The sequence below is a fragment of the Brevundimonas aurifodinae genome (genome assembly GCF_040195595.1).
Lineage (GTDB): Bacteria > Pseudomonadota > Alphaproteobacteria > Caulobacterales > Caulobacteraceae > Brevundimonas > Brevundimonas aurifodinae.
Window position 1 is genome coordinate 26,367 of sequence record NZ_JBEGDD010000017.1, and the last position, 18,506, is coordinate 44,872.

The window sequence follows — 18,506 nt, forward strand, 5'->3', positions numbered from 1 at the left end:
GGCGTCATCGCGCCGCCGCCCCTGATCTATCTGGGCTTCCTCGCCCTGGGCTGGGGCGGCGGACAGCTGATCGACGAACCCAGCCTGGGGCTGGACCGCCCCGTTCAGGCCGGCATCGCCATCGCGGGGCTGGTGCTGGGCCTCGCGGTCGAAGCCTGGGCGGCCGGCGTTTCACAAGGCCAGGACCGCCGTTCAGCCGTGGAAGCCCTCGACGGCCCTGGTCACCGGCGGCGTCTACGGCTTCACCCGCAATCCGATCTACGTCGGGTTCGCCGTCACCTATCTGGCGCTGGCGGTCGGGCTCGACAGCCCGCTGGCCATCGTCCTGCTGATTCCCTGTCTGCTGGTCGTCGACCGCTTCGTCATCCAGCGCGAGGAGGTCTATCTCGCCGCCCGGTTCGGAGCGGACTACGAGGCCTATCGGCGCCGCGTGCGACGATGGCTGTGAGCCCGTCCGACGAGTTGACCGAAATGGCCCAGGACGAGCTGACCGCCGCCTGCGCCCTGACCTGGCCCGAGCTGACACGCATCACGCCGTGGGGCGACAGCTTCGAGGGTTTCGCCCCGTCGGGCCGGACGGTCGAGGTCGAGCGCCGCTATCTGTGGGCCCACGATCCGGCGGGGGCGGTCGTCGTCGAGGTCGAGGTGCGCGACGCGGCGGCGAAGACGGGCGTCGAGGCCCGCGCCCTGCTGCGCGCCCCCTGAGGCGGCGACCCACAACCTTCACAGACCAGCGTTAACCTTTGTGTTGCGCCGGAGGCGCGTCGAACAGAAACTGCGGTGCTGAACCGGGGAAAGCTGCATGACACCGCCAACGGACTTTCCGATCATGGTCGAACAGGCGGGTCCGCTTAGCGGCGCAGGAGGGGACTTCCTTCTCCAGATCTTGGCCGGCTTGACTGTGGCGGTTTTGAGCTTCCTGCTCGGGCTAAACCGAGGAAAAACCATAAACAACACCTACAACGACCACTCGGTCACAAGCATACACGCGACCATTCTGGTCGCCTCTTCGGCCGCCATGGCCGCCTCGACAAACGAGCTGAAGTCACGAGCCCAAGCTCTGCGGGACCTGATCCACGAGCTTCTAGGTCCCGTGCTGGACGTCGCCAAAGGAATCACGCCGTCGCTCAAGGCCCTGGACGAGGCCTTGAAGGGCGAAAAGAAGGTCGAGGCCAAGGCGACGGTCGCTCCGCCCGGTCCCGCCTGCGGCTGCGGCAAGCCCGAAGCCTGCACTTGCAAGTCCACTGCGACAGGGGCCCCCGTCACGGTCAACCAGGTCTACATTGGCGGAGTGGCCGTCACGCCTCCTGCCGCTTGCGGCTGCACGGGGACACACAAGCCGGAGTGCGGCCACAACGCCGCCGCCCCGAAGCCCGACCCCCAATCGGCCCCGAAGCCCGAAACCCAGGCCATGAGCGGTCCCGAACAGGTCGAGGCCCTGGCCAAGGCGGTGCGCCAGTTTCACGATCACTGGCTGGACAGCCCCGCCCGCATCCGCGAACTGAAGGCCGCGCGTTCCGCCCTGTCACGCCGACCGACCGCGTCCCGGGCGCGATCGCACGGTCAGGGCCATTGAGCGTCCGGACCGGGCGTTCCCAAGGCCGAGGAAACCGCCTAATCCTCAGCGCATGAAACTCGCCTCGCTCAAGCACGGCCGCGACGGTCGCCTCGTCGTCGTCTCCTCGGACCTCGCCTGGTTCACCGACGCCTTCCTGATCGCGCCCACGATGCAGGCGGCCCTGGACGACTGGGAGCGGTGCGAACCGCGCCTGCGGGCCCTGGCCGAAAGCGTGGACCACGAGGCCGTCCCCCGGGGCCGCTTCCACGAACGCGACGCCGCCGCTCCTCTGCCGCGCGCCTATCAGTGGGCGGATGGGTCGGCCTATGTGAACCACGTCGAACTGGTGCGAAGGGCGCGCGGCGCCGAGATGCCCGACAGCTTCTGGACCGACCCCCTGATGTATCAGGGCGGATCGGATCACTTCATGGGGCCCCGCGACGCCATCCCCCTGGCCGACGAGAGCTGGGGCTGCGACCTGGAAGCCGAGATCGTCGTGGTCACCGGCGACGTACCGCAGGGCGTGACCCCGGATGAAGCCCGCGACCACATCCGCCTGATCGGACTGGTGAACGACGTGTCCCTGAGAAACCTGATCCCGGGCGAACTGGCCAAGGGGTTCGGCTTCGTCCAGTCCAAGCCCGCCAGCGCCCTGTCGCCCGTCTTCGTCACGCCCGACGCCCTGGGCGACCGCTGGCAGGACGGCAAGCTGCACGGGGCCCTGTCGGTCCAGCTGAACGGCAAGGACTTCGGCCGCGCCGACGCGGGGATCGACATGACCTTCGACTTCGGCGTTCTGATCGCCCACCTGGCCCGCACGCGCAGCCTGGTCGCCGGTTCGATCATCGGCTCGGGCACCGTGTCCAATCGCGACGCGGACGGCGGCCCCGGCAAGCCGGTCGATCAGGGCGGACTGGGCTATTCCTGCATCGCCGAGGTGCGGACGGTCGAGACCATCCTGACCGGCGCGCCCGCCACAGCGTTCCTCCGCCACGGCGACACGGTGCGAATCGAGATGCTGGACGACAGGCACCACTCGATCTTCGGCGCGATCGAGCAGGAAGTGGTCGGGATTTAGTTCCGGCAACGCTTGCGACGATCAGGGGACTGTGGCTGGGTTTCGGCGTCGCCTGCCGCTGTTGCAGCAGCACGCATGGCCAGTTCAGTAGCGATTTGACCCCGGGGAGCATCATGGCCATTCGCAGTCGCACTCTTGTCGCGGTGGCCCTGGCCGCCTTCGCGAGCGGCGTCCTGGCTCAGGAAACGACCGACGACTGGGACGCGACCGTCGATGCCGAGCGACGACTGACCGCCGCTCAGTTGGAGTTCAGCAACGGGCTGGGGATTGCGGTTCGTTGCGTCGGCGGGCGTTACGACGCCTTGATCGGCGGTCTGCCCCCCGCGGCCGAAGGAGTCGAGACCCGAGTTCTGACGCTTCGGTTCGGCGAAGACAGTCCGTTCGAGCAGCGCTGGAACGTCACCCGGAATCCGAATCTGGCCGTCAGCGAGTTGCCGGCTCCGTTCGCGCGCGCCCTCAGACGGGGTGGATCGCTGCAGGTGATGTTGCCCGGCGCAGGCGAGGGCGGGCGGAACCTTCGTTATGTGCTTGACCTGCCGCCGTCCAGCGCCGCCATCGACCGCACGCTGGAGGCCTGCGATCGGCCTCTGGTCGATCCCCGCGACGCCGAAATTCAGCCTGTCGACGGAAGCCTGCCCGAAGGGATTCAATGGGAAAGGCCGCCTCAGGTCGAGTTTCCTTCTCGAAACCGGTACGAGTCCGGGTTTGCGGTCATTTCGTGCCTCACACGACCCGACGGACGTCTGCGCGAGTGCGTGGTTGAATCCGAACACCCGATTGATGGAGGCTTCGGTCAGGCCACGTTGGCGTCCACAGAGGGTGCGAGGGTGCGCAATGCCGCAGACAGGGCGGGTGCTCTCCCAGTGCGGAGAATCATCTATCGCACGAACTTCAGAGATGGGGCCGTCGGAGCCGACGCCTATATCGCGCCTTCGAGCCGTCTGCGTCGCCAACCCTGACAGGCGTCAGTCGCTCCGCATCACCTGCGCCGAGAACCGCTCCATCTCCTCCTCCTGAGGCGACATCTGGAGCAGCAGAAGATCGAGCCCCGCTGCCTCGAAGGCCTCGATCCGCTCCCGGACGGTCTCGGGCGTGCCGACGAAGCCGGGGCGCAGGCCCCGGTTCGAGACGCTGTATTCGCGGATCTTCAGCTCCCGCTCCAGCTCGGTGCCGCTCAGCCACTGGTCGAAGTTGGCGAAGCCGGCGGGCGGAGTGCCGTCGGCCAGGCCGGGGATCGTCGTGATCCGCTCCAGCTCGCGATCCGCCTCGGCCTGGGTGTCGCGCACAATGGCATAACCGGCCATGCCGTACTGCATCGGCGGCAGGCCGAACGCCTCGCGCCGCGCCTTCATGTCGGCGATCTTTTCGGCGATGAATTCCGGCTCGTCGCCGTGCATGACATAGGCGTCGCAGTGGCGCGCGATCAGGGTCTTGGCCGCCTCCGATTCCCCACCCGCATAGATGACCGGGCGCGGCCGATCCGGGCTCGACGTCGGCTTGGGCTCCACGATGGCGTCCTTCAGCGTGTAGTAGCGGCCTTCGAAATCGACGCGCTTCTCGGTCCACAGCCGCGCCAGAACCTGCAGCCATTCGGTGGTGCGGGCATAGCGGTCGTCGTGCTGGTCGAATTGCAGGCCATAGCTCTCGGCCTCCTTGGCCCACCAGGACGAGACGACGTTCAGCGCCAGGCGTCCGTTCGAGATCCGGTCGATGTTCGCCGCCTTCTTGGCGAACAGGGCCGGCTGGTGAAAGTTCGGCCGCACCGCCACCATCAGCTCGATCGTCTCGGTCACCGCCGCCAAGGCCGCGGCCGTCGACCAGGCGTCGAGCGCCGGCGCCTCGATGCCCTTGATGTCGTTCAGGTTCAGCTCGGCGATCAGGGTCAGATCATAGCCCAGGGCCTCGGACCGCTTCACCAGCCGCGACGCGTTCTCCCACGACGCCTCGCGCTCGTCGGCCACGTTCCTCAGCCAGCCGCCGAAGACCGGGGCCCAATAGCCGTACCTCATGCCGCCGCTCCCAAACCGTGCTTGTTCTTCTCTTCGACGACGATGCCCTTCAGCCAGTCGACCAGATCGTCGTGGGGATCGAAGCCCAGCACCTCGACCGGCTTGGCGACGAAGTTCGACAGGCCGTTGATGTCGTAGAACAGGACCGATCCGTCCCGGTCGTCGATCAGATACTCGATCCCGCCGACCTCGAGTTCCGCGGCGACAGCCAGCCGTTCGACCGCCTCGATGATCTCGGGGGGCGGGGTCGTCTTCGTCATGGTCAGGGTCGGCGCGCCGGGCCGGACCAGGCAGGCGTCGGCCGGGCACAGGTCGAAGGCATCGCCGGGGCTCTCGATGTCGATGGCATAGAGAAAGCGCCCGTTCAGGGTCTCGACGCGGGTGATCTTGCCGTCTCGGCGCGGCGCGTATTCCTGGATCAGAGAGATGCCGTTGACGCCCACGGGGCACCAGCTCTCGCCCGCCGCCTCGGCCAGCTTTTCGGGCGTCTCATAGCGGGTGATGCCCGCCCCGGCTCCGCCGATGTCGGCCTTGACCAGCACCGGATACCGCAGGCCCTCGGCCGCCGCCGGAATGTCCGCCTGTCGGTGCGCGACGCGCGTCGCCGGCCCCTTCAGGCCCAGCCGAGCGATCAGCGACATCTGCCGCGCCTTGGAGGTGTCGATGTTCAGGGCCGAGGCGTTGACGACCCGCGTGCCCAGCCCCCGCCAGTGCTCGAACAGGCTCTGGGCATAGAAGATCGGATGCTCGGGATCGCGCAGGAAGCTGGACATCGCCACCCGGCTGAATACGACGCGCGCCGGGGCGGGCGAGGCGGCCGGGTCGAAGGTGCTGCCGGCCAGCGGGACCTTCACATAGCTGACGCCATGCCGGTCCAGGGCCGCGAACAGCGGCTCGAACCATTCGGGGTGTTCATAGACGACGGCGAGGTCGGGCAGGGTCGCGCTCATGTCTGGCAGATGCGTTACACCGTGGTGAAACGCAAGGGGCGAGCGGTCACAGGGCGTCGCCGGTCCGACGATCAAACGTGCTGGACGACCCCGCCCCGGCTGTGGCATCGCCAGGTCTGCGCCCCTGTGGTGGAATTGGTAGACGCGCCGGACTCAAAATCCGGTTCCGCAAGGAGTGTCGGTTCGAGTCCGACCGGGGGCACCACGCACGGCGTTCGGCGACGACCGGAACGCAAGCGCCATCAAGACATTGGAAAGGGGCAACCCAGGTCCAATGTCATGCTGTCACTCATCTTCTCTGCCGCCCTCGCCTCGTCTCCCGCCATCGGGCTGATCATGCCGCCGACGCTCGCTCCGGAACCGACGCCGGTCGCCTCGGCTCCCTTGCTTCAGGGCGTGGCCGTGACCCTGGAATGCGCCGCCACGCCGCAGGGTCGGGTCGAGGGTTGTTTCGTCCTGGCCGAAACCCATCCCGGCATGGGGTTCGGAGAGGCCGCGATCGCTCTGATGGATGAGGCCGAGGTCGATCCGGTGCCGGAAGCCTTTCAGTTCGCCCGGACGATCCAGTTCACGCCCTGACTCCCCGCGCCGGTCTTCGCAGTTGCAATATGTGACGGCCGAACGGTTGCGCGACGTGCGGACCGGGCTCATTTGGCCTGAATGACCTCCCCCGACGCCGCATCTTCTCCCGCCGTCAGGGGGCCGGGGTTTCCCGAGTTCGTCTGCCTGATCGCCTCGATGATGGCGATCAACGCCCTGTCGATCGACATCATGCTGCCGGCCCTGCCCCAGATCGGCGAGGCCCTGGGGGTCGCGAACGAGAACAGCCGTCAGTGGGTCATCACCGCCTATCTGCTGGGCTTCGGCGCGCTGCAGATCGTCTATGGCCCGCTGGCGGATCGCTATGGGCGCAAGCCGCTGATCCTGGCGGGGCTGGGCATCTTCGTCGTGTTCAGCGCCATCGCCATGCTGGCCCCCAGCTTCGAGACCCTGATCCTGGCCCGCGTCGGTCAGGGCATGGGGACGGCGGCGACCCGCGTGCTGGCCGTCTCCATCGTCAGAGACCGATATTCGGGCCGCCCCATGGCGCGGGTGATGTCGTTGAGCTTCCTCGTCTTCCTGGGCGTCCCGATCATCGCGCCGACGGTGGGCCAGGGCATCCTGGCGCTGGCCCCATGGGAGGCGATCTTCGGTCTGCTGGCCGTCGCCGGGGCCGCCCTGATCGTCTGGATCTTCATCCGCCTGCCCGAGACGCTTCATCCCGAGAACCGCCAGCCGGTCGAGGCCGGACGGATCGCGCGGGCGTTCGGCGAGGCCCTGACCAACCGGCTGTCCATCGGCTACACCCTGGCCATGACGGCGATCACCGGGGCCCTGTTCGCCTTCATCAACTCCTCGCAGCAGATCTTCTACGACGTGTTCGAAGCCCCAGAGCTTTTCGGGGGTGTGTTTGCGGTGATCGCATCAGGGATCGCGGTCGCGGCCATCACCAATGCCAGGCTGGTCGAACGGCTGGGCTCGCGGATGATCGGTCATACTGCTCTATTGGGCTTCATCGGCTTCGCTGCCCTCCACGCAGCGGTCGCGCTGTCGGGCCACGAGACGATCTGGACCTTTGCCGTCCTCCAAGGTTTGACGATGTTCTGCTTCGGCTTTCTGGTGGGCAATTTCGGCGCGATGGCCATGGAGCCGATGGGCCATATCGCCGGGACCGCCTCCTCGGCCCAGGGCTTCATCTCGACCGTCTTCGGGTCGCTGACCGGCCTGTTCATCGGTCAGCAGTTCGATGGCACGGTGGCCCCCATGGCCATCGGCATCACCGTCTGCGGGCTGATCGCCCTGGGGTTCGTCCTGCTGGCCGAGCGAGGACGGCTGTTCGTCGCCCGCGCCTCGCGACCGGCGACCGCGACCCCCTGATCCAGCCGTACTTTCCGGGTTCGTCGGCGCCTGACGGCGATCAGGGACGTTCGGCGACCATCATGAAGTTGACGTCCGCGTCGGTGCTCTCCGACCAGCGATCCGAAAGCGGATCATAGGCCAGGCCGAAGGGTCCGTGGATGGCCAGCGGCTCCTCGGACAGCATGCGGCGGATCTCGTCGGGCTTGATGAACTGGTTCCAATCGTGGGTGCCGGCGGGCACCCAGCGCAGGATGTATTCGGCCGCGACCTTGCCGAGCGCCAGCGACTTCAGCGTCCGGTTCAGGGTGGCCACGATCATCAGTCCGCCCGGCGCGACCAGCCGCGAGCAGGCGCGGATGAAGGCCTCAGGATCGGCGACATGCTCGATGATCTCGAGCACGAGGACGACGTCGAACGGGCCCGCGCCCTCGGCCTCCATCTGTTCGACCGTCGCCGCGCGGTAGGCGATGTCCAATCCCATCTGTTCGGCGTGGGCCCGGGCGGTGCCGATGTTCTCGGACGAGGCGTCGACGGCGGTGACGGCGAACCCCATCCGCCGCATCGGCTCGGCGACCAGACCCCCGCCGCAGCCGATGTCGATCAGGCTCAAGCCGTCGAACGGGCAGAGGACGCGCGGATCGCGGCCGAAGCGGGCGGCGGCCCGGTCGCGGATGAAGGAGAGCCGGGCCGGGTTGAACTTGTGCAGCGGCGCGAAGGGCCCGCGCGCATCCCACCATTCCGCCGCCTGGGCCGAGAAGCGGGCGACATCGGCGGGGTCGATCGAGGGGCCTTCAGCGGATGACATCGACAGCGATCCTCGAAGCGATCTCCGACCAGCCACGGTCGGTCGTCAGGGCGGGCAAACCCTCTCTCTCCGCCAGGGCCAGACACGCCCGGTCACCAAGAGAAAGTCCTTGTTTTCGGGTTGTGTCTCGAAGTTGTCCAGCTCTGCACGCAAGGTCGAGATCGAAGTCGACGACCTGGAATGGCAGGCTGGTGGCGATGGTCGTGGCGAGGCTTGGCGATGCGCCTTTGTCGACGAGCTTTGCCAAGACTTCGCTCAGGTTCACAGAGCAGACCAATGCGTTCTCGACCAAGGGCTCGACGCGATCCGCGCCCCGTTCCTCCTGCAACAGCGCAAGAATGGCCGAGGCGTCGAGAACGGCTTCAGCCACGCCGAGCTTCCTCACGTCGTTCCCGAACGAGTTCGTCCGCCATGCTGGACCCCTGCGTCACCAGATTGGCCACAAGTTCGCGCGCGCGACGCAACGATGCCCGCCCGCTTAGCAAACGAACTTGTTCACCGTCGACGTGGCCGAGAACCACGCCCCCCGGTGGCACACCGAGATGTCGCAGGATATCCGCGGGCACAACGACCGAGCCGTCCCGCAAAACTTCCATCCTGACAAGCGACGCAGAGCCGACCTCAGCCCGGGTGGCAGGAGCCTCGCTACTTGCCGACTCTTTCTGCCGGTCCGCCTCCAGCACATTGCGGACGTGCTGATATCTGCGCTGCACCACACGAGCGATCTCCGCTCGCGGGAACCCCGCCGAGTTCAAGGCGCGGATCTTGTCCGAGATCGTGGGATGGCCGGCGGCAATCTGGTGCGGATCCATTTTGACCTCCTTGGTTTGTTGATAGTTACTTAGTCTTTAATAGGTTGTCAATGGAGGTTGTCTTGCCTTGGGGGACTGGCTAGAAGCACCGCGAACAATGGGGATGCCAGTCATGGCGACGACGGCCACTCGGCTGGTCATGAAGTTCGGCGGTACCTCCATGGGCGATCTGGAGCGCATCCGCCGCGCCGCCCGCATCGTGGCGGCCGAGGTCCGCGCCGGCCATGGCGTGGCCGTCGTCGTCTCGGCCATGGCGGGCAAGACCAATGAGCTGGTGGCGTGGACGGACGGGGCCGGACCGCCCGGCGCGGGCATCCTCCTGACCGACGACGAATACGACGTGGTCGTGGCCTCGGGCGAGCAGGTGACGGCGGGACTGCTGGCCCTGACGCTCCGGAACATGGGCTTTCGCGCCCGGTCGATGATGGGCTGGCAGGTGCCGATCCTGACCGACGACGCCCACGGCAAGGCCCGCATCGAGGCCATCCCCGGCGACGCCCTGGCCACTGCGGTGGACGGCGGCGAGATCGTGGTCGTTCCGGGCTTCCAGGGCGTGACCCGGGACGGACGGATCACCACCCTGGGGCGGGGGGGCTCGGACACGTCGGCGGTGGCGGTCGCGGCGGCCCTGGGCTGCGCGTGCGACATCTACACCGACGTGGACGGGGTCTATACGACCGATCCGCGCATCGAGAGCCGGGCGCGGCGGCTGGAGAAGGTCTCCTACGAGGAGATGCTGGAGATGGCGTCTCTGGGGGCCAAGGTGCTGCAGACCCGCTCGGTCGAACTGGCCATGGGCATGCGCGTGCCCGTGCGCGTCCTGTCCAGCTTCGTCGAGCCCGACGAGCATGGAAATCTTCCGCCGAAGTCCGGCACCCTGATCTGCGACGAGGAGGAAATCGTGGAAAAACGCATCGTGTCCGGCGTCACCATGAGCCGCGACGAGGCCCGCATCACCCTGCTGGGACTGTCGGATCGCACGGACGCTCCCGCCGACGTCTTCACCCGCCTGGCCGAGGCCGGGGTCAACGTCGACATGATCGTCCAGTCCCAGGCCCGCACCGAGGGCGCGGTCAACCTGACCTTCACCACGGGCCGCCGCGACGCCCAGCGCGCCGCCGAGCTGATGCGGAGCGCGCAGGACCAGATCGGTTTCGCCGACATCCGCGTCGACGAGGACGTGGCCAAGGTTTCGGTCGTCGGCGTCGGCATGCGCAGCCACGCCGGCGTCGCCCAGACCATGTTCCGGGCTCTGGCCGACAAGGGCGTCAAGTTCCAGGCGATCTCGACCTCGGAGATCAAGATCAGCGTCCTGATCGACGCCGCCTATGCCGAACTGGCCGTACGGGCGTTGCATTCGGCATACGGGCTGGAAGCGGTATAGGATTGGCCGCACCTCGCCCTATCTTGGACGTGGGCAGGGAGACCGGATGGCCGTAGCGGGCGGAGCGATGACGAGGGGGCCGCGCGTCCTCCTGCGCCAGATCCGCGAGGCCATGGCAGACGGCGGTCCGGCCCAGGGTCGCCTCGACGTGGTCGTGCGCACCATCGCCCAGTCGATGGTGGCCGAGGTCTGCTCCATCTATCTGCGGCGGGCGTCGGGCGAGCTGGAGCTGTTCGCCACCCAGGGCCTGAACCCCGAGGCCGTCCACGCCACCCGGCTGAAGCCCGGCGAGGGTCTGGTCGGCGAGGTGGCGCGGCTGGCTCAGCCGATCAGCCTGTCGGACGCGCCGAGCCATCCCAGCTTCGCCTATCGCCCCGAGACCGGCGAGGATCCGTACCATGCCTTCCTGGGCGCGCCCCTGTTGCGCGGCGGCCGGGCCATCGGGGTGCTGGTGGTCCAGAACCGCGCCGAGCGTCGTTATGACGAAGACGAGGTCGAGGACATCCAGACCATCGCCATGGTCCTGGCCGAGACCGTGGCCAGCGGCGAACTCCTGGCCCAGGAGGAACTGCGCGACGTCGAGGTCGCCCCGCACCGGCCCGAACGCATCAAGGGCCAGAGGTTCGCGGAAGGGCTGGCGTACGGACACGTCGTTCTGCACGAGGCCCCCCTGCCGCCCGAACGACTGTTGGCCGAGAACCAGCAGGTCGAGGAGATCCGGCTGCGCGAGGGGCTGAACACCCTGAAGGCCTCGATCGACGCCCTGCTGGACGGCGGCCAGGGCAAGCTGGCGGGCCAGTCGTTCGAGGTGCTCGAGACCTATCGCATGTTCGCCGACGACCGGGGCTGGAACCGGTCCCTGGAAGAGGCGGTGCGCGGCGGCCTGACGGCCGAGGCGGCGGTCGACCGGGTCCGGAACGAGCACCGCGCCCGCTTCGCCCAGGCGCGCGATCCCTACATCAAGGAACGACTTCACGATTTCGAGGATCTGGCGAACCGGCTGCTGCGGGTTCTGGGCGGCGAGACGCCGGGCCAGCGTCAGTTGCCCGACGACGCCATCCTGGTGGCCCGGAACCTGGGTCCGGCGGACCTGCTGGAATATCCGCGCGACTGCATCCGCGGCCTTCTGATGGAAGAGGGCTCGGCGGCCAGCCATGCCGCCATCGTCGCCCGTGCGCTGCAGATCCCCTGCGTCGGCCGCCTGCAGGGCGTGCGCGACCGGTTGAGCGAAGGGGATCTGGTCATCGTCGACGGCGAGACGGGCGAGGCGCACCTGCGGCCCCGTCCGGATATGCTGGAGTCCGTGCGGTCGCGCATGGCCGTCCGCAGCCAGCGCCAGGCCGAGTTCGCCAAGCTGAAGGACACGCCCGCGGTCACCGTGGACGGCACGCGGATCACCCTGCTGACCAACGCCGGACTGGCGGTCGATCTGGAGAACCTGGACGCCACCGGGGCCGAGGGCATCGGCCTGTTCCGCACCGAGTTCCAGTTCATGGTGTCCGAGGAACTGCCCCGGCTGAACACCCAGACGGCGCTCTACAAACTGGTTCTCGACGCGGCGGGCGACCGGCCGGTGACCTTCCGCACGCTCGACATCGGCGGCGACAAGGTGCTGCCCTACATGGAGACGACGGAGCGCGAGGAGAACCCGGCCCTGGGCCGTCGCGCCATCCGCCTGGGCCTGGACAGGCCCTCGCTGCTGCGGCTCCAGCTGCGCGCCCTGCTGGCGGCGGGCGCGGGGCGCGAGCTGCGCGTCATGTTCCCCATGATCGCCACCGTCGACGAATTCCGGGCGGCGCGAGAACTGGTCGACGTCGAATGCGAATGGGCCCGGCGGCGGGGGCGCCCCCTGCCGGCGCTGCTGCGGGTCGGGGCGATGATCGAATGCCCGTCCCTGCTGTGGCATCTGGACGCGCTGCTGCCCCTGACCGACTTCGTCTCGGTGGGGTCCAACGACCTGTTTCAGTACATGTACGCGGCCGACCGGACGAACCCGCTGGTGTCGGACCGGTACGATCCGCTGTCGCCCCCGGCGCTGCGGGCGCTGCAGTCCATCCAGAAGGCCTGCGCCGAAACCGGGACGCCCGTCTCGGTCTGCGGCGAGCTGGCAGGACGGCCGCTGGAGGCCTTTGCCCTGATCTGTCTGGGCTTTACCCGGCTGTCGGCCCCGGCCGGGGGCGTCGGGCCGGTCAAGCGGATGATCCTGTCGACCGACCTGACGACGGCCCGGCGTGGGATGGACAAGCTGCTGGGCTCCTCTGCGGGATCGGTGCGCAATGAGATCGAGAGCCTGGCCCGGAAACTGAACGTCGGTCTGTGAACCGTTCCACTTCGGGACGGCGATCAAGCTTAACAAGACGTTGAACCAGCGGCTGAAATGGGTTATCCACAAGACGATCTAAGTATCCCCGCGGGGGCGGGCGGGTTTCGTCACAGCGCTATGCTAGGCGGGACCGCGTGGGGTTCGGCGATGGGGACTGTCAGCCCCACGCAGAGTTTGGGGCAAGGCGTCATGGCGCTGGATACGGGGAATGTCCCCGACGAGTTTCGGTCTCATCCGGATTGGAAGGACCCCGTGCCTTCGATCACAGACGCGGCGACTCTGGGCGACGGCCTGAAACGGACCCGCGAGCTGGCGGGGCGGTCTCTGGCCGAGCTGGCCGCCGACACCCGGGTGCATGAACGCTATCTGCGCGCGCTCGAGGAGAACAACCATTCGGCCCTGCCGTCGCGCGTCTTCGCCATCGGCTATGTGCGTGCCTATGCCGCCGCGCTGGGCCTCGACGAGCAGCTGGCGGTCGAACGCTACAAGCGCGAGACGCCCGACGGCGTCGTCCCGCTGCAGCCGCCGGTCGGCATCGCCTTCGAGGAGGTGCGCCGCTATTCGCCCCGGATCGTGGGGGCGATCGTTCTGATCGCAGTCTCGATCATCGGCTGGAACGTGTTCCAGCGCGTCAGCCTGATGCGCGCGCCGCAACCGTCCGACATCGCCGAAGTGCCCGAGAGCTGGAGCCTGGGCGCCGTGATCGGACAGGAACCCGTCAGCGTCGGCGCCCCCCTGCCCGCCCCGCCGGACCAGACCACGCCGGCGCTTTACATCACGCCGGGGCTCGAGGCCCAGCTGACCGGCATCGATCCGGCCGACACCGAGGCCCTGGCCGCCGCGGCTGCCGCGAACGACACGCCGGTGCAGGCCGCCTTCAATCCGCGCGGCGCCATCTATGGGGCCAACGCCACGGCGTCGCAGGTCGTGCTCCAGGCCAAGAAGGCCGCCGCCCTGGTCGTGCGCATGGCCGACGGCCGGGTGCTGTTCGCCCGCCAGCTGGCCGCCGGAGAGGCCTGGCGCGCGCCGCCGGGCGTGGCCGCCACCATCGACGTGTCCGACCCGACGGCCTTCGACGTCTATCTGAACGGCGAACACGGCGGGGCCCTACCGGCCGTGCTGACGCCTCTGGCCCAGTTGAACAGCCGCGCCGCGACCCTGGCCCGCCAGACCGCCGCCCGGGCCGAGGCCGTCGCCGCCCAGGCCGCCGCCGCGCGGGCGTCCGCCGCGGCCCAGGCCAGCGTCGTCCAGACGACCGACGCGGCCCAGACCGCCCTGACCACGGCCGTCGCGCCGCGCTGACCGACTGACCCCCGTCATGGTCATGTCGCCGCCGCTCGCCTATATTGCGGTCCCATGAGCCACGACGCCTCCGCACTCGGTCACATCCGCCCCTGGCGACACATCGAACGGCGAAAGAGCCGCCAGATCATGGTGGGCCCGGTCGCGGTCGGAGGCGGCGCGCCGATCAGCGTCCAGTCGATGACCAACACCCCGACGACCGATGCGGCCGCCACGATCGACCAGATCCGCCAGCTGGAAGAGGCCGGGGCCGACATCGTCCGGGTGTCCTGCCCCGACGAGGAGTCGACGGCGGCGTTCCGGACCATCGCACGGGAGGCCCGGGTGCCGCTCGTGGCCGACATTCACTTTCACTACAAACGCGGCATCGAGGCCGCTCAGGCTGGCGCGGCCTGTCTGCGGATCAACCCCGGCAACATCGGCAGCCCGGACCGGGTGCGAGAGGTCATTCAGGCGGCCAAGGATCACGGCTGCTCGATGCGGATCGGCGTCAACGCCGGCAGCCTGGAAAAGGAGCTGCTGGAGAAATACGGCGAGCCCTGTCCGGAGGCCATGGTCGAGAGCGCGCTGAGCCACGCCCGCATCCTGCAGGACCACGATTTCCACGAGTTCAAGATCTCGGTGAAGGCGTCCGACCCCTTCCTGACGGTCGCCGCCTATCAGCAGCTGGCCGAGGCCATCGACTGCCCGCTGCATCTGGGCGTGACCGAGGCGGGGCCCTTGCGGACCGGCACGATCAAGTCGGCCATCGGCATGGGCTCCATGTTATGGGCCGGGATCGGCGACACCATCCGGGTGTCGCTCGCCGCCGATCCGGTCGAGGAGATCAAGGTCGGGTTCGACATCCTGAAGTCGCTGGGCCTGCGTCACCGGGGGGTGAACATCATCGCCTGCCCGTCGTGCGCCCGTCAGGGGTTCAACGTCATCGAGACCGTTGGCGTTCTGGAGGAACGGCTGGCCCACATCTCGACGCCCATGAGCCTGTCGATCATCGGCTGCGTCGTGAACGGGCCGGGCGAGGCCCTGTACACCGACGTCGGCTTCACCGGCGGCGGGGCGGGATCGGGCATGGTCTATCTGAACGGCAAGATCGCCCACAAACTGGCCAATGCCGAGATGGTCGAGACGATCGTGTCGATGGTCGAGGACAAGGCCGCCGAACTGGACGCCGCCCGCGCCGCCCAGACCGCGGCGCTGCAAGCCGCCGAATAGGCTGACGACATGAAGCTCTACATCGCCCCGCCGTCGCCGTTCGCGCGCAAGTGCAGGATCGTGGTCCGCGAGAAGGGGCTGGCGGACCGGGTCGAGGACGTCGTCGTCAATCCCTATGAGAGCCCCGAGGCGCTGCTGGCGGTCAATCCGATCGCCCAGGTGCCCGCGCTGCTGACCGACGAGGACGAGGCGATTCTGGACAGCCCGGCGATCTGCGAGTGGCTGGACCGGCACGGCTCGGGGCACGTTCTGCTGCCGGTCGATGGGCCTGAGCGGTGGCGGATCAAGCGGGTCGAGGGTCTGGCCTCGGCGGTGCTGGAGATGGGCGTGAAGCTGGTGCTGGAGAAGCGCCGGCCCGAGAGCGAGCGGTCGCCGTCGTGGATGGCGCGCTGGACCGAGAACATGGGGCGCGCGCTCGACGCCCTGGAGGCCGCCGATGTCGCCGCCGAGCCGCTGGACATGGGCGTCATCACCGCTGGATGCGCCGTGACCTGGCTGGATTTCCGCCATCCCGACTATGACTGGAAGACGGGCAGGCCGAGGCTGGTGGCGCTCCAGACCGCGCTGGAGCAGCGGCAGAGCTTCCGCGAGACGGTTCCGGCCTGAGGTCATCCCAGTTCGGCCAGCACCTTGAGCACGCCCGCGCCATAGCGATCGATCTTGGACTGGCCGACGCCAGCGATGTCGGCCAGGGCGGGCAATGATCCGGGCTCTCGCTGGGCGATCTCCAGCAGGGTCTTGTCCTGGAAGATGACATAGGGCGGGACGTGCTGTTCGGCGGCGCGGTCGCGACGCCAGGCGCGGAGCGCCTCGAACCGGGCGCGGACGTCGGCGTCCAGGGCCTCCACAGCCGCGTTCCGGTCATTGCGCGTCCGGGTTCGCGGATTGCCCGAGCGGCTGGAGGCGTCGAAGCCCGGCGGGGTGCGACGGACCTCGACCCGGGTCTCGCCGCGATAGACGGCGCGGATGCGTTCGGGGTCGCCCAGCATGACCAGGGGCTTGCCCTCGTTGGGGTCCTCGACCAGCAGGCCCTCGAACATCAGGTGGTCCAGCACGTCGCGCCAGCCGGTGGGAGCGATGTCCTTGCCGATGCCCCAGGTGGAGAGGCCGGTTTCCCAGGGCTGGGCATCCTTCGTCTTGCCCGTGAGGTGATCGACGATGCGGCCGCGTCCGTACCGGCCGCCCAGCCGCTGGACGGCCGCCAGGGCCTTCTGGGCCGCCACGGTGGCATCGTGCAGGGCGGGCGGGTCCTGGCAGATGTCGCAGACGCCGCAGACGTCGGCGTCGGTCTCTCCGAAGTATCGGCGGACGGCCTGGGCCCGGCAGGTCGCCCCGTCCAGCATGGCGAACAGCTGGCGGGCCTTTCGCGTCTGGACCGCCTTGACCGCCTCGTCCATGGGGCGGCCTTCGAGACGACGCAGCGTCCAGGCGATGTCGGAGGGGCCATACAGGGTGATGCCGTCGGCGGGCTCGCCGTCGCGGCCGGCGCGGCCGATCTCCTGCCAGTAGGCCTCCAGACTGCCCGGCGGGTCGGCGTGGATGACAAAGCGGACGTCGGCCTTGTCGACCCCCATGCCGAAGGCGATGGTGGCGACCATCACCGCCCCGTCCTCGGCCAGGAATCGCTCCAGCCGCCGGTCGCGCTCGGGCCCGGCCATGCCGGCGTGATAGGCGATGGCGTTGGTGCCGGCCGATTTCAGCGCGTCGGCCACGCGCTCGCAGCCGTCGCGGCTGCCGCAATAGACCACGCCGGACTGGCCTTTCCGTGCACGGACGAGCTCGATGACGTGGGCATCGGTCTTGGCGCGAGAGGCGCTTTCCTTCCTGACCGCAGACAGCTGCAGGTTCGGGCGCGCGAAGCTATCGACGAAGACGGCGGCCCCGTCCAGATGCAGGGAGGCGAGGATGTCGTCACGGGTGCGGGCGTCGGCCGTGGCGGTGACGGCGATCCGGGGCACGCCGGGGAACAGCTGACCCAGCCGGCCCAGGGTGCGGTAGTCAGGGCGGAAGTCGTGGCCCCACTGGGAGACGCAGTGGGCCTCGTCGATGGCGATGAGGGCGAGCGGCAGGTCGGCGAGGCGGTCCAGCAGGGCCCCGGACTGCAGGCCCTCGGGCGAGACGTAGAGCAGGTCCAGATCGCCGGAGCGGGCGGCGCGCAGCACGCCGGAGCGTTCGTCCAGCGACAGGCCGGAATCGAGGCGGGCCGCGCGGACGCCCTGCTGTTTCAACGCCTCGACCTGATCGGTCATCAGGGCGATCAAGGGCGAGATGACGAGGCCCAGACCCGGCCGGATCAGGGCGGGGATCTGGTAGCAGACGCTCTTGCCGCCGCCGGTCGGCAGCACGGCCAGGACGTCGCGCCCGGCCAGGACCTCGGCCACGACCGAGGCCTGAAGCCCCCGGAAATCGGCATGGCCCCAGACCCGCTCCAGAGTGTCGCGGGCGGCCGAGATCGGGTCGTGAATCATGCGTCAGGACATACGGGAAACCGGGGGGATTGGCAGGGGGTTTTGGAGGTCGGGCTCGATGTCTCCTCCCTATTCGCCGCTTGGCGAATGGGGAGGTGGTGCGGCGGCCATGCGTCATCGCTCTTCCGCTGCGAACGGGTGGGAAGGGCGGGCGGAGCGTCCCGGCGGTCGCCGGGATGACAATGAAATACCGTTTCGCGAACGCCTCGACGCTCCGCGCGATTGGTCTTAACGGAAGCGGACGGCCCCGCGTCGTTCGGACGCGACTGACCGGGGACCAACGGCTCTGTTAGAGCCTTGCCGCTACTGACGCCTCCGGCGGGAGGGTCGGCGTGCTTGCGAGAGCCGATCCCCTGAACATCATGGGTCTTCTGCCCATGATCTTGTTGGTGAAGCTACCGCCCGGAACGCGGTCCCGGGCTGCTTGAGCCCGTCGCCGTGAACCGTCAGATCGCCTCACGCCACCCCCCGGCCCCTGACGCCGGATGACCGCTCTTCACGGCCTCCAGTCGTCGGGATCGGGAAGGCCCCCGCTCCAACCGCTTCCGCCGCGACAAGCTCGCAAGGCCTTGCGCCCTTCCCAGGCGACGGAACCGAGGGGGAGGGTAGCACGCGCGTCAATGCGGGCGCGTTCGCGAGGCTTCGGGCGGGGCGGGCGTTGTTTTCGCTCGCTGATTCCGGGTGTCGTTGGATGATTGAGAAAAAC

General features: G+C 68.6%; 18 protein-coding genes and 1 tRNA gene. 13 read left to right on the plus strand and 6 right to left on the minus strand.

Annotation, left to right across the window (positions count from 1 at the left end):
* Positions 1 to 256: 256 nt before the first annotated feature.
* The 5 genes from ABN401_RS15550 (at position 257) to ABN401_RS15570 (ending at position 3,595) form a co-directional block, all read left to right on the plus strand.
* Positions 257 to 448 (plus strand): methyltransferase family protein, encoded by a 192-nt coding sequence (locus tag ABN401_RS15550; RefSeq protein WP_349685797.1) that lies wholly within the window; start codon positions 257 to 259, stop codon positions 446 to 448.
* Complete coding sequence (locus tag ABN401_RS15555; RefSeq protein ID WP_349685779.1) at positions 439 to 705, plus strand: hypothetical protein; 267 nt, start codon at positions 439 to 441, stop codon at positions 703 to 705. Before ABN401_RS15550 ends, ABN401_RS15555 begins: the two co-directional genes overlap by 10 nt.
* A gap of 97 nt (positions 706 to 802) precedes the next feature.
* Positions 803 to 1,576 (plus strand): hypothetical protein, encoded by a 774-nt coding sequence (locus ABN401_RS15560; RefSeq protein WP_349685780.1) that lies wholly within the window; start codon positions 803 to 805, stop codon positions 1,574 to 1,576.
* A gap of 52 nt (positions 1,577 to 1,628) precedes the next feature.
* On the plus strand, positions 1,629 to 2,636 hold the full coding sequence (locus tag ABN401_RS15565; RefSeq protein WP_349685781.1) for a fumarylacetoacetate hydrolase family protein: 1,008 nt from the start codon (positions 1,629 to 1,631) through the stop codon (positions 2,634 to 2,636).
* A gap of 143 nt (positions 2,637 to 2,779) precedes the next feature.
* Entirely contained in the window at positions 2,780 to 3,595 is an 816-nt protein-coding gene (locus tag ABN401_RS15570) for a hypothetical protein (RefSeq protein ID WP_349685782.1), read from the plus strand.
* A 6-nt stretch (positions 3,596 to 3,601) separates the two neighbouring features.
* Here ABN401_RS15570 and ABN401_RS15575 read toward each other — a convergent pair whose 3' ends face one another.
* Both ABN401_RS15575 and ABN401_RS15580 read right to left on the minus strand, forming a co-directional pair.
* Positions 3,602 to 4,645, minus strand: a complete 1,044-nt coding sequence (locus ABN401_RS15575; RefSeq protein WP_349685783.1) for an LLM class flavin-dependent oxidoreductase — start codon at positions 4,643 to 4,645, stop codon at positions 3,602 to 3,604.
* Positions 4,642 to 5,595 (minus strand): ATP-grasp domain-containing protein, encoded by a 954-nt coding sequence (locus tag ABN401_RS15580; RefSeq protein WP_349685784.1) that lies wholly within the window; start codon positions 5,593 to 5,595, stop codon positions 4,642 to 4,644. The genes ABN401_RS15575 and ABN401_RS15580 overlap by 4 nt, the downstream gene beginning before the upstream one ends.
* Positions 5,596 to 5,715: 120 nt before the next feature.
* On the opposite strand from ABN401_RS15580, the gene ABN401_RS15585 reads away from it, so the two are divergent.
* The 3 genes from ABN401_RS15585 (at position 5,716) to ABN401_RS15595 (ending at position 7,512) form a co-directional block, all read left to right on the plus strand.
* Positions 5,716 to 5,800 (plus strand) — tRNA-Leu (locus ABN401_RS15585).
* A gap of 74 nt (positions 5,801 to 5,874) precedes the next feature.
* Positions 5,875 to 6,174 carry a hypothetical protein gene (locus ABN401_RS15590; protein WP_349685785.1) on the plus strand — a complete coding sequence of 100 codons (300 nt, stop codon included), beginning with the start codon at positions 5,875 to 5,877 and terminating at the stop codon, positions 6,172 to 6,174.
* Positions 6,175 to 6,255: 81 nt separating this feature from the next.
* Entirely contained in the window at positions 6,256 to 7,512 is a 1,257-nt protein-coding gene (locus ABN401_RS15595; RefSeq protein WP_349685786.1) for a multidrug effflux MFS transporter, read from the plus strand.
* 40 nt (positions 7,513 to 7,552) lie between these two features.
* On the opposite strand, the gene ubiG is transcribed toward ABN401_RS15595, so the two are convergent.
* The 3 genes from ubiG to ABN401_RS15610 are packed head-to-tail and all read right to left on the minus strand — an operon-like array spanning position 7,553 to position 9,111.
* Positions 7,553 to 8,299: a bifunctional 2-polyprenyl-6-hydroxyphenol methylase/3-demethylubiquinol 3-O-methyltransferase UbiG gene (ubiG, locus tag ABN401_RS15600; protein ID WP_349685787.1), complete on the minus strand. Its 747-nt coding sequence runs from the start codon at positions 8,297 to 8,299 to the stop codon at positions 7,553 to 7,555.
* Positions 8,286 to 8,669 (minus strand): type II toxin-antitoxin system VapC family toxin, encoded by a 384-nt coding sequence (locus tag ABN401_RS15605; protein WP_349685788.1) that lies wholly within the window; start codon positions 8,667 to 8,669, stop codon positions 8,286 to 8,288. The genes ubiG and ABN401_RS15605 overlap by 14 nt, the downstream gene beginning before the upstream one ends.
* Positions 8,662 to 9,111, minus strand: coding sequence for a hypothetical protein (locus ABN401_RS15610; protein ID WP_349685789.1), 450 nt, complete (start codon positions 9,109 to 9,111; stop codon positions 8,662 to 8,664). Before ABN401_RS15610 ends, ABN401_RS15605 begins: the two co-directional genes overlap by 8 nt.
* 112 nt (positions 9,112 to 9,223) lie before the next feature.
* On the opposite strand from ABN401_RS15610, the gene ABN401_RS15615 reads away from it, so the two are divergent.
* The 5 genes from ABN401_RS15615 to ABN401_RS15635 all read left to right on the plus strand — a co-directional run bounded on the left by ABN401_RS15615 (position 9,224) and on the right by ABN401_RS15635 (position 15,938).
* Positions 9,224 to 10,495, plus strand: coding sequence for an aspartate kinase (locus ABN401_RS15615; protein ID WP_349685790.1), 1,272 nt, complete (start codon positions 9,224 to 9,226; stop codon positions 10,493 to 10,495).
* A 46-nt stretch (positions 10,496 to 10,541) separates the two neighbouring features.
* On the plus strand, positions 10,542 to 12,815 hold the full coding sequence (ptsP, locus tag ABN401_RS15620) for a phosphoenolpyruvate--protein phosphotransferase (RefSeq protein WP_349685791.1): 2,274 nt from the start codon (positions 10,542 to 10,544) through the stop codon (positions 12,813 to 12,815).
* Positions 12,816 to 13,070: 255 nt separating this feature from the next.
* Complete coding sequence (locus ABN401_RS15625; protein WP_349685792.1) at positions 13,071 to 14,120, plus strand: helix-turn-helix domain-containing protein; 1,050 nt, start codon at positions 13,071 to 13,073, stop codon at positions 14,118 to 14,120.
* Between the two features lie 54 nt (positions 14,121 to 14,174).
* A complete protein-coding gene (ispG, locus tag ABN401_RS15630) occupies positions 14,175 to 15,332 on the plus strand; it encodes a flavodoxin-dependent (E)-4-hydroxy-3-methylbut-2-enyl-diphosphate synthase (RefSeq protein ID WP_349685793.1) in 1,158 nt (385 codons plus the stop codon).
* 9 nt (positions 15,333 to 15,341) lie between these two features.
* Positions 15,342 to 15,938, plus strand: a complete 597-nt coding sequence (locus ABN401_RS15635) for a glutathione S-transferase N-terminal domain-containing protein (RefSeq protein WP_349685794.1) — start codon at positions 15,342 to 15,344, stop codon at positions 15,936 to 15,938.
* 2 nt (positions 15,939 to 15,940) lie between these two features.
* Here ABN401_RS15635 and recQ read toward each other — a convergent pair whose 3' ends face one another.
* On the minus strand, positions 15,941 to 17,800 hold the full coding sequence (recQ, locus tag ABN401_RS15640; RefSeq protein WP_349685795.1) for a DNA helicase RecQ: 1,860 nt from the start codon (positions 17,798 to 17,800) through the stop codon (positions 15,941 to 15,943).
* Positions 17,801 to 18,506: the final 706 nt, after the last annotated feature.